The sequence below is a fragment of the Actinotalea sp. C106 genome, from assembly GCF_023630195.1.
In the GTDB taxonomy this organism is placed as follows: Bacteria; Actinomycetota; Actinomycetes; order Actinomycetales; family Cellulomonadaceae; genus Actinotalea.
Genome location: NZ_JALPKN010000113.1, coordinates 1 through 9,723, shown reverse-complemented (window position 1 = coordinate 9,723; position 9,723 = coordinate 1). Strand labels below are relative to the sequence as shown.

At 73.3% G+C, this 9,723-nt stretch carries 9 protein-coding genes; 5 read left to right on the top strand and 4 right to left on the bottom strand.

Translation table 11 applies throughout. The annotated features are described in order from the left end of the window. Positions 1–2,587 (bottom strand): amino acid adenylation domain-containing protein (locus L0B03_RS09325; RefSeq protein WP_374204924.1); only part of this gene is annotated, 2,587 nt, incomplete at its 3' end. A gap of 224 nt (positions 2,588–2,811) precedes the next feature. Continuing rightward, positions 2,812–3,180, bottom strand: coding sequence for a DUF664 domain-containing protein (locus tag L0B03_RS09320; protein WP_250445535.1), 369 nt, complete (start codon positions 3,178–3,180; stop codon positions 2,812–2,814). Positions 3,181–3,405: 225 nt separating this feature from the next. On the opposite strand from L0B03_RS09320, the gene L0B03_RS09315 reads away from it, so the two are divergent. After that, entirely contained in the window at positions 3,406–5,439 is a 2,034-nt protein-coding gene (locus tag L0B03_RS09315) for a hypothetical protein (protein ID WP_250445534.1), read from the top strand. A 26-nt stretch (positions 5,440–5,465) separates the two neighbouring features. On the opposite strand, the gene L0B03_RS09310 is transcribed toward L0B03_RS09315, so the two are convergent. Together L0B03_RS09310 and L0B03_RS09305 are read right to left on the bottom strand one after the other, a co-directional pair. After that, on the bottom strand, positions 5,466–5,981 hold the full coding sequence (locus tag L0B03_RS09310; RefSeq protein WP_250445533.1) for a DUF1772 domain-containing protein: 516 nt from the start codon (positions 5,979–5,981) through the stop codon (positions 5,466–5,468). Positions 5,982–6,168: 187 nt separating this feature from the next. Next, the gene (locus L0B03_RS09305; protein WP_250445532.1) at positions 6,169–7,185 is read right to left on the bottom strand and encodes a GTP-binding protein; all 1,017 of its coding nucleotides are present in this window, start codon (positions 7,183–7,185) and stop codon (positions 6,169–6,171) included. A 71-nt stretch (positions 7,186–7,256) separates the two neighbouring features. On the opposite strand from L0B03_RS09305, the gene L0B03_RS09300 reads away from it, so the two are divergent. The 4 genes from L0B03_RS09300 to L0B03_RS09285 form a co-directional block, all read left to right on the top strand. Continuing rightward, a complete protein-coding gene (locus L0B03_RS09300) occupies positions 7,257–8,144 on the top strand; it encodes a fructose bisphosphate aldolase (RefSeq protein ID WP_250445531.1) in 888 nt (295 codons plus the stop codon). Between the two features lie 4 nt (positions 8,145–8,148). Continuing rightward, a complete protein-coding gene (locus L0B03_RS09295; protein ID WP_250445530.1) occupies positions 8,149–8,442 on the top strand; it encodes a hypothetical protein in 294 nt (97 codons plus the stop codon). Positions 8,443–8,509: 67 nt separating this feature from the next. Then, positions 8,510–8,890 carry a hypothetical protein gene (locus tag L0B03_RS09290; protein ID WP_250445529.1) on the top strand — a complete coding sequence of 127 codons (381 nt, stop codon included), beginning with the start codon at positions 8,510–8,512 and terminating at the stop codon, positions 8,888–8,890. A gap of 83 nt (positions 8,891–8,973) precedes the next feature. Beyond that, positions 8,974–9,723, top strand: a 750-nt coding sequence (locus tag L0B03_RS09285; protein ID WP_250445528.1) for an FGGY family carbohydrate kinase, incomplete at its 3' end; no start/stop codon positions are given.

Genomic DNA, 9,723 nt, shown 5'->3' with positions numbered 1-9,723 from the left:
ACTTGGCCAGGGCGTAGCCGAGCAGCCACGCCGTCTGGTGTCGGCCCGCGGGGGGCCGTTCGGCGGGCCAGGGGTGGCGGGCCTCGTGGACCTTGGCCGCCGGGGAGCCCGACCAGTACTCGGCCTTGCCGGTGGCTCCGTGCACGGCCGAGCCGGCCGCGACGTCGGTCCCCGAGCCGACCTTCGCCCCGGGGTACAGCACGCTCCGGGCACCGATGGTGGCCCGCTTGCCGACGCTGATCCGCCCGATGTGCAGCACGTCGCCGTCCACCCAGTGCCCGCACAGCTCGACCTCGGGCTCGACGGCGCACTGGTCGCCCAGGGTGAGCAGACCGGTGACCGGCGGCACCGAGTGCAGGTCGACCCCGCGCCCCATCCGCACACCCAGGGCCCGTGCGTAGAGCCCGACGTACGGGGCGGTGGCCGGGGTGATGGCCCCGAACCCCTCGGCCAGGCGTTCGGCGGCCCACAGCCGCAGGTGGACGCCGCCGCCCCGCGGGTACTCCCCCGGGCCGACGCCGAGGAGCAGCAGCCGCGCGCCCAGGGCGCTGACTCCCATCCGCCCCAGCGGGCTGACGGTGAGCACCCACCCGGCGAGCACCCACCACCACGAGACCGGGACGGCCCAGGGCACCCCCCACACGCCGTCGAGCAGGGCGTTGATCGCGGCGAGGGCCGTGAGCCAGCGCAGCCCCACGAGGGTGCGCAGCGGGATCAGGGCGAGGAGCTGGACGGTCTGGCTGGCGACCGGGACGGGGCGGACCGGGGGGCCGGGTGCCTCGGGCGTCGAGTCCGCGGAGATCTCGGGCCAGGTGCTGCGCAGGTGCTGGGCGAGGTCGCCGACGGCGGGGTGGTCGTAGACCTCGGCGACGGTCACCTCGGGGTAGCGGACCCGCAGCGCCGAGACCAGCTGGGCGGCGGTCAGGGAGCTGCCGCCGCGGGCGAAGAAGTCGTCGGCGTCGTCGGTCGGGTGCACCCCGATGACCGCGGCCCACTGCTCCCCCACCCAGGCGGCGGTGCCCTGCAGGGTGGACTCCTCGCGCATCGCGTCCTCGAGGGGCCACGGCAGGGCCGCGCGGTCGACCTTGCCCGAGGTGCGGGTCGGGATCTCCTCGACCTGGGCGAGCATCGGCACCATGGTCGCTGGCAGCCGGTCACGGAGGTGGGCGAGGGCGGCAGGGAGGTCGAGGTGGGAGGGCTGGTCGGCAGCGGGGGCGCCTGCGGCAGACGCACCGGTCGGCACGACGTACCCGACCAGCAGGCTCGCGCCGGTCGCCGAGCGCTGGACCGCGGCGGCCGCCGCACCCACCCCCGGGAGGGCCAGCAACGCAGCCTCGACCTCGCCGAGCTCGATCCGCTGGCCGTTGACCTTCACCTGGTCGTCGGCCCGTCCGACGAAGACGAGCCCCTCGCTGTGCCGCTCGACCAGGTCGCCCGTGCGGTACGCCCGCTCCCAGCCGAGGGTGTCCATCGGTCCGAACTTCACGGCGTCGAGCGCGGGGTCGAGGTAGCGCGCGAGGCCCACGCCGCCGATGATCAGCTCGCCGGGCTGTCCCTCGGCGACCTCGTCGCCCTCGGGGCCGACGACGGCGAGGTCCCACCCGTCCAGGGGCAGCCCGATCCGCACGGTCTCCCCCGGCTGGAGGAGAGCCGCGCAGGCGACGACGGTCGCCTCGGTCGGGCCGTAGGTGTTCCACACCTCGCGGGTGGGCGCACAGAGGCGGTCGCCCAGCTCCCGCGGGACGGCCTCCCCGCCGAAGATGAGCAACCGCACGGCGTCGAGGGCCTCGACCGGCCACATCCCCGCGAGGGTCGGGACCGTCGAGACCACGGTGATCTCGCGCTCGACCAGCCACGGGCCCAGCTCGGTTCCCGCCCGCACCAGGGCGCGCGGGGCGGGGACGAGGGTCGCGCCGTGCCGCCACGCGAGCCACATCTCCTCGCACGAGGCGTCGAAGGCCACGGACAGGCCGGCGAGCACGCGGTCGCCGGGGCCGACGGGGGCCTCACGGAGGAAGAGCCGTGCCTCGGCGTCGACCAGGGCCGCGGCGCTGCGGTGCGTGACGGCCACGCCCTTGGGGGTGCCGGTCGAGCCCGAGGTGAAGATGACCCACGCGTCGTCCTCGGGGCGGGGGGGCGTCGGGGCTGGCTCGGCGGCGGGGGCGTCGGGGACGACCGTCCCGTCGGGTGCGCGGAGCTCGAGCCCGTCCCCCATGACGACGCGCACCCCGGCCTCGGCGAACACCTGGCGCGCCCGCTCGTCGGGGTCGTCGGCGTCGACCGGCACGTAGGAGGCCCCGGCGCGCAGCACCGCGAGGATCGACAGGTACAGGCCGACGGTGCCCGAGGTCGCCCGCACCCCGACCCGGTCCCCCCGCCCGACCCCGGCTCCCGCGAGGTGCTCGGCGCGCTGCCGGACCGCCTCGTCGAGGGCCGCGTAGGTGAGCACCTCGTCACCGTCGTCGATCGCGACCGCGTCAGGGGCCTGCGCGACGGTGGCGGCGAACACGTCCATCAAGGTGCGTGGGGCGGGCGCCCGGTCACCGGCGCGCAACGGGTCCTGCGCGGTGACGTCCTGGGTGCTCACAGGCGGAGGCGCTCCTGCTCGATGTGGTCCGGTGGTGGCGTGATCGTGGCACGCCACGGTGAACAGCAGGTGACCGTTCGGCCTCCGCGCGGCGCCCGACCTACCCGCGCCGAGGCGCCCACACTCCCCATCGAGGTCGCACATCTGCACCGAGGAAGCACATGCGCATGGACGACCTGGGTGCAGATGTGCGACCTCGGCGGCCGCGAGGGGGATGGGGGCGCTCAGGCGGCGTCGTCGGCCGGGAGCATCGGCCAGTCGGCGGGCGGGTCCTCGCCGACGAGCCCGTCGATCGCCTCGCGCAGCAGGTCCATGTGGCCGGTGTGGCGGCCGTACTCCTCGATGAGGTCGTGCAGGTGGCGCCGCACGCTGGGGCGGTCGCCCTCGAACTCGAGGTGACCAGGCTGGTCGAGGCCGCCGTCGGCCACCAGCTCGCGCAGCCTCGCCCGCGAGCGCGCGACGGCGGCTTCCCAGATGCCGTAGACCTGCTCGGCCGTCTCCTCCGGGTCGACCGTGAACTGCCACCGCCCGACGTCGTCCTCCGGGACGGACATCCACGTGACCGGCGGTCGGCCCGACATCTTGAGCTCCACCCCTCCCACCCCGTCGCCCCACCGGGCCAGCCTGCCCAGCTCGCACACCTGCCACCCGACTGCGCCTCGGTGTAGGGCACCGCTGAGCCGTTCGGGTGGTCTCGATCGGATTCGTCACCGAATCGGCCACGCGGACGCGTCGGACGTCAATACTCTGCCTCGTCGGTCATGGCGACGGGGGAACCGCTCCCGGCCTGGGGGCCGCTGAGCATGATCGGACACCCGATGACGAACGCCCTGAGGTCCAGCGTCCTCACCTCCTCCGGCAGGTCCGGGCCGCGCAGGTCGGCGCTCAGTGCGCTGCTCGCGACCGCCCTCGCCCTCACGGCCTCGGTCGCGCTGGTCGCACCCGCCCAGGGCACCGACGGCGAGCTGCCCCCCGTCGAGGAGGTCGCTGCCGGCGACGGACCCGACGTCGGCGGGCCTGACCCGCTCGTCGTCGTCGCACCGGGGACGGCCGCGATCGAGGGCGACATGCAGGTCGGCGCCACCGTGCAGGTCACGACGAGCGAGTGGACCCCGTCCGACGTCGAGCTCACCTACACGTGGTCCGCCGACGGCGTCGAGCTCCCGGACGAGACCACCGCCGAGCTCTCCCTGACGGCGGACCACCTCGGGACCGAGCTCACCGCCACGGTCACCGGCGCCCTGGCCGACGCTCTCGACTCCGTGACCGCCACGGCCGGACCCGTGCTCCCGGGGGACCTCAGCCTCGCCCCGACACCGACGATCTCCGGCACGGTGCGCGTCGACGCCGAGGTCACGGCTGTCCCCGGGACCTGGGACTCGGAGGTCTCCCTCTCCTACCAGTGGCTGATCGGTGGTCAGCCAGTCGCGGGCGAGACCGGTTCGACGTACACGCCGCCCGCCGCCGACAAGGGACAGACGCTGACCGTCGCGGTGACCGGTGCGCGTGACGGCTACACCACCGTGACCACGGTGAGCGAGGGCGCCGTCGTCGCCGCGGGCACGTTCCCCTCCTCCCCCGCACCGACGATCTCAGGCACGGTCCGGGTCGGTTCCTCCCTCACGGCGGTCCCCGGCACCTGGTCTCCGGATGCGACCCTCACGTACCAGTGGCGGGCCGACGGCAGGAGCATCAACGGCGCGACCAGGTCGACCTACACGCCCCAGGCGACCGACAAGGGCCGGACCCTCAGCGTCGTCGTCACCGGGAGCCGTGACGGCTACGCGACGACGAAGCTCGCGAGTGCGGGCACGGTCGTCGCTGCCGGCAGGTTCACGACGGTGCCGACACCGAAGATCTCGGGCACCCGCCACGTCGGCTCGACCCTCAAGGCCACGGCGGGCACCTGGTCGCCGGGCGCGAACCTCACCTACCAGTGGAAGCGCGACGGCAGGTCGATCAGCGGGGCGCGGAGCAGCACCTACCGCCTCACCGCGAGCGACCACGCCAGGCGGATCACGGTGACGGTGACGGGCAAGCGCAGCGGCTATGCAGCTGCGTCCCGCACCAGCTCCGCCACCGGTCTGGTCGCGAAGCCGTTCCCCCGGACCGTCGCCCCGAAGATCTCGGGGACCGCACGGGTGGGGAGCACGCTCAAGGCCGATGTCGGGTCGTGGAGCCCTGCGGCGAACCTGACCTACCAGTGGCACCGCGCCGGCGTGAGCATCCCGGGTGCGACCCGACCGAGCTACACCCTGGTGGGCGCCGACTACGGCAAGACGATCACCGTCAAGGTCACCGGCACGCGGTCCACTTACATCACCGCCTCCCGGTTGAGCGCGGCGACCGCCAAGGTCGGCAAGCCCGCTCCGACCCTCAAGAAGGACGGCACGTACCGGGTCGGCATCGACATCAAGGCCGGCACGTACATCGCCAACCCGAACGACTACTGCTACTGGGAACGTCGAGATCGGCCTGGGCGCACCTTCGCAGGAGTCATCGGCAACGAGTTCTCCGAGGCCCAGAGCATCGTCACCATCCGCTCGACGGACAAGTACTTCGTCACCGAAGGTTGCGGGTCTTGGACGAGGCTGGTCGCCCTCGGCGCGGCCCGCACCAGCTTCAAGGACGGGTCGTGGGCGGTCGGCTCGCAGATCAAGCCTGGTCTCTACACCGCCCCCGGCGGCCGCGGGGACTGCTACTGGGAGCGTCGATCATCCTTCTCCGGTGAGTTCAGCGCAGTCCTCGAGAACGGCCTCACCTTCGGCGGCAGGAACTCCGTGCGGATCTACCCCGGCGACGCCGGCTTCCTCACCGACGGCTGCGGGACCTGGACCCGGCAGTCGAGCTAGGCCCACCCGCTCTCCCCACCCGCTCATCACCCGCCCGCGAGGGCCACCACAGCAAGGAGGGCGAGGGCCGCCGTCGACGTGGCGGTCCGGACGAGGTTCCAGCCGCGCCAGGCGCGGTCGAAGTCGGCGCGTCGGGCGGCGATCTCGGCCTCGCCCATGGCGTCGAGGTCAACCCCGCGCAGGCTGGTGTTGAAGGGCAGGATCGTGGCGAACGTCGGGACCAGGAAGCCCATCGTGTAGGTGGCCGCAGCCGTGACCGTGAGGGTCCGGGTCGTGGGCGAGGAGTGCGGCCACCCGGCGACGGCCGCGGCGATGCTCAGCACCACGGCCCCGCCGAGGACCGCGCCGAACACCGGTTGCCAGTCGACGGACGGTGCGTTCGGCTGCAGCCGTCGATCGATGGCCTGAAAGCTCTCGAGCGTCGAGCGCGGGTCCATGTCCTGCAGCCCGGGGACGATCAGCGTGGTGAAGGTGAAGAACACGCCCGCGGCGAGCCCGACGGCGAGCACCGCCGCGGCCAGGACGATCTGGTGCAGCTCCATGGCCGGTATCCGTTCGTGGGGTTCGTCGTCGACGCGGCAGCGAGGTCCGCCCGCGTGGACGAGGCCCGCGTGGACGAGGCCCGCGCGGCCTCGCTCCGAGCCAACTGCACCGCCGTGGGCCGGTCCATGCCTGGTCTGCTCCGTTCCATGCCCCAGCGTCCAGGCCGCGGTAGCCGCGGCGGGGGGCTCAGGTGCTCAGGCGGCGGTGGCGGAGCAGGCGGCGCAGGGCGTGAAGCGTGGGTGGCGTGTCGAGGGGGCTGACCGCGTGCTCGAGCCGACGGCGGACCGCCTCCTGGTCGAGGTGGGCCCCGATCGCGACCAGGCCCTCACCGATGGTCGTCCCGTGTGACGCGAGGTGGATGTGCCGCCCGACCAGGTTGACCGTGCACCCGCGCACCGCCCGCCCAGAGTCGATGAGAACGGTGCCCTTGAGGCGGTAGACCCCCGGGGGAGGATCCTCGAGGAGGTCGACGAGGCGCCCCGGGTCGACCGGCCCGGCAGCCCGCACGGTGACGGCATCGGCGTGGCGGTGGGCGGGGTCTCCGTGCTGCTCGCGCGCCAGGGCAGCGAGCGGGAGCTCGTCGACGGGGTCGTGGTCGACGGCGGCGTCGAAGACGAGGCTGGGGTCCAGGCGACCGCGGGTCGTGACGACGACGTGCGCCCCGGGGTTCCGTCGGTGGATGCGGGCCTGGATCCGCGTGATCACCTCGTCCCGCTGGGCCGCGGGGAGCAGGTCGGTCTTGTTGACGAGGACGAGGTTCGCGCTGGCGAACCGGGCCGGGGGCTCGGATCCCGTGTCCACGGTGGCGAAGTAGGCGTCGGCGTCGACCACGTCGACGAGCCCGCCGGGCCGGACGTGCTCGGCGCTGCTGTAGCGGATCAGCCGGGCCAGGGACGCCGGCTCGGCCACCCCGCTGGCCTCGACGACCACGACGTCCAGACGAAGACGCGGATGTGTGAGCCGGTCGAGCGCCTCGTCGAGCCCGCCGTCGTCGGGCAAACAGCACAGGCAGCCGCCGGTGATCGAGGCCGCTGCGTCCACCTGCCCCACGACGAGGCCGGCGTCGACGTTGATGGACCCAAAGTCGTTGACCACCACGCCGATCCGCCCCCCGGGCGTGAGCAGCAGGTGGTTGAGCACCGTCGTCTTGCCGGCACCGAGGTGACCGGTCAGCGCGACCACGGGCACCCGCCAGCTCGCCATGCACCCTCCTTGACTGAGAAGCGTTCTCATCTAGAGTCTAGGTGTTCACCCCGACCAGCACTGGAGACCTGATGAGTGACGCGCAGCAGACGACCCGCTTCGAGACCGGACGCGGGTTCGTCGCCGCGTTGGACCAGAGCGGCGGGAGCACCCCCAAGGCCCTGCGCGCCTACGGCATCGACGAGTCGCAGTACACGTCGGAGGCCGAGATGTTCGACCTCATCCACGCGGCCCGCACCCGCATCATCACCAGCCCGTCCTTCACCAGCGAGCGCATCCTCGGTGCGATCCTCTTCGAGAACACCCTCGACCGCGAGGTCGCAGGCAAGGGGTCCGCGGCATACCTGTGGGAGGAGAAGGGCATCGTCCCCTTCCTGAAGATCGACAAGGGCCTCGAGGAGCAGGCCGGCGGTGTCCAGCTGATGCGGGACAACCCCGGGCTCGCCACGCTGCTCGCGCGCGCCAAGGAGCTGGGCGTCTTCGGCACCAAGGAGCGCTCGGTGATCCACGCGGCCCAGCCGGAGGGGATCGCCCGGGTGGTCGCCCAGCAGTTCGAAGTCGCGGACCAGGTGCTCGAGGCCGGCCTCGTGCCGATCGTGGAGCCCGAGGTCAGCATCGACGCGACCGACAAGGCCGAGGCCGAGGGCCTCCTGAAGGACGAGATCCTCTCCCGCCTCGGGGACTACACGGGACGCAAGGTGGCCCTCAAGCTGACGATCCCCACCGTCGACGGCTTCTACGCCGACCTGATCGCGCACCCGAACGTCGCACGCGTGGTCGCCCTCTCCGGCGGCTACCCCCGCGAGGACGCCAACGCCCGCCTGGCACGCAACCCGGGCCTCATCGCGAGCTTCAGCCGCGCACTGCTGGACGGGCTGTCCGCGGACCAGAGCGACGAGGAGTTCGACCAGGCCCTGGACGCGGCGATCGAGCCGATCTACCGCGCTTCGATCGCCTGAGCCGGTGCGCCTCGTGGACAAGACCTCCGCCCGGCAGTGGGTGGACCCCGCGCAGTTCCATGCCGTCGAGGCCGGTCTGCGCGTGGTCGCCGCGTGGAGCCGGGCGACATGCGACGCCGACGTCGCTCTCGAGGGAGCGCTGCGGCAGGAGCCCGACCAGGCTGACGTCCTGGTCGGGCTGGCGACGGTGACCCGGTTGCTGGCGATGGAGCTGGCGGTCGTGACCGCGTCGAGCGAGACCGAGGTGCTCGCCCAGCTGGACGCCCGCGTCCACCGCCTCCAAGCCGGCGCGCGCTAGGCTCGAAGCACGGCGCCGCGACTGAGGCTGATGCGGCGCACCACGGCATCGTCGAGGTGGGGGGCGCATGGACGACCGGGAGGACCGTGCCGTCACGGCCGCATCGGTACCGATGAGCTCGGGGGGCATGAGCCCGTCGATGGGCGTCGCCGCACCGGTCGGTGCCGTCAGCCGCAAGGACCGGCAGCGAGCAGCCAGGACCTCGCTCAGCCGCGACGGGGCGTCCACGGTCCTGCTCCGCACCGCCCTCGCCGGCGTGGTGAGCCTGCAGCGCCGTGACGGCGACGGCACCTGGCAGACGCTGGACAGACGACGAGCTTCACGCCTGCGTCGCACCCGCATCGCCCTCCCGCAGAAGGAGACAGGCACCCCGCAGACCTTCCGCGTGGTGTTCTCGCCCAAGAACCCGAACATCGCGTCCTGGATCTCCGCGGACGTCGACGGCTGACGCGGCCGCACCGGACGGCGGAACCCTCGACTCCTGGCTAGGGTCGGGAAGGCCCCACGCCCCGGCCGAACAGGACGTCACCGATGACCACCCCTCTCGAGGACGTCGCCCTGAGCGACGCGCAGGACCCGCTCGTGCTGGCGATCGACGTCGGGTCGACGGCGAGCCGGGGCGGGGTCTACGACGCGACGGGCCGACCGGTCGCAGGCCTCAAGCACAAGGTGCGCCACGCCTTCACCGTCGCCCCGGACGGCACCTCCCAGATCGACCCCGACCAGGTCACGGCCGAGGTCGTGGAGATCATCGACGCGGTCACCGAGGACGGCGCCCTGGGCACCCGCATCGCCGGCGTCGCCATGGACACCTTCGCGGCCTCCCTCGTCGCGGTCGACGCCGACGTCCGGCCGCTGACCGCCTGCCTGACGTACGCCGACTCCCGGTGCGCGCAGGACGTGCGGGACCTGCGCACCGAGCTCGACGAGCCCGCGGTGCACGAGCGGACAGGCACCCGGATCCACACCAGCTACCACGCGCCCCGCCTGCGGTGGCTGGCCCGCACCGCCCCGCAGACCTTCGCCGCCGCGGCGGGCTGGTGGTCCCTCGGCGAGTACGTCTACCGCCGGCTCATCGGCGTCGACGCCGCAGGCACCTCGACCGCGGCGTGGACCGGGCTGCTGAACCGCCGCACCGGCGAGCTCGACGCCGAGCTGCTCGACGCCGTCGGCGTGCGGCCCGAGCAGTTCTCGCCCATCCACGACCTCGCGGACACGGTGCGGTCGACGACGGCGCGGCGGTGGCCGCCCCTGGCCGAGGCCCGCTGGTTCCCCGTCATC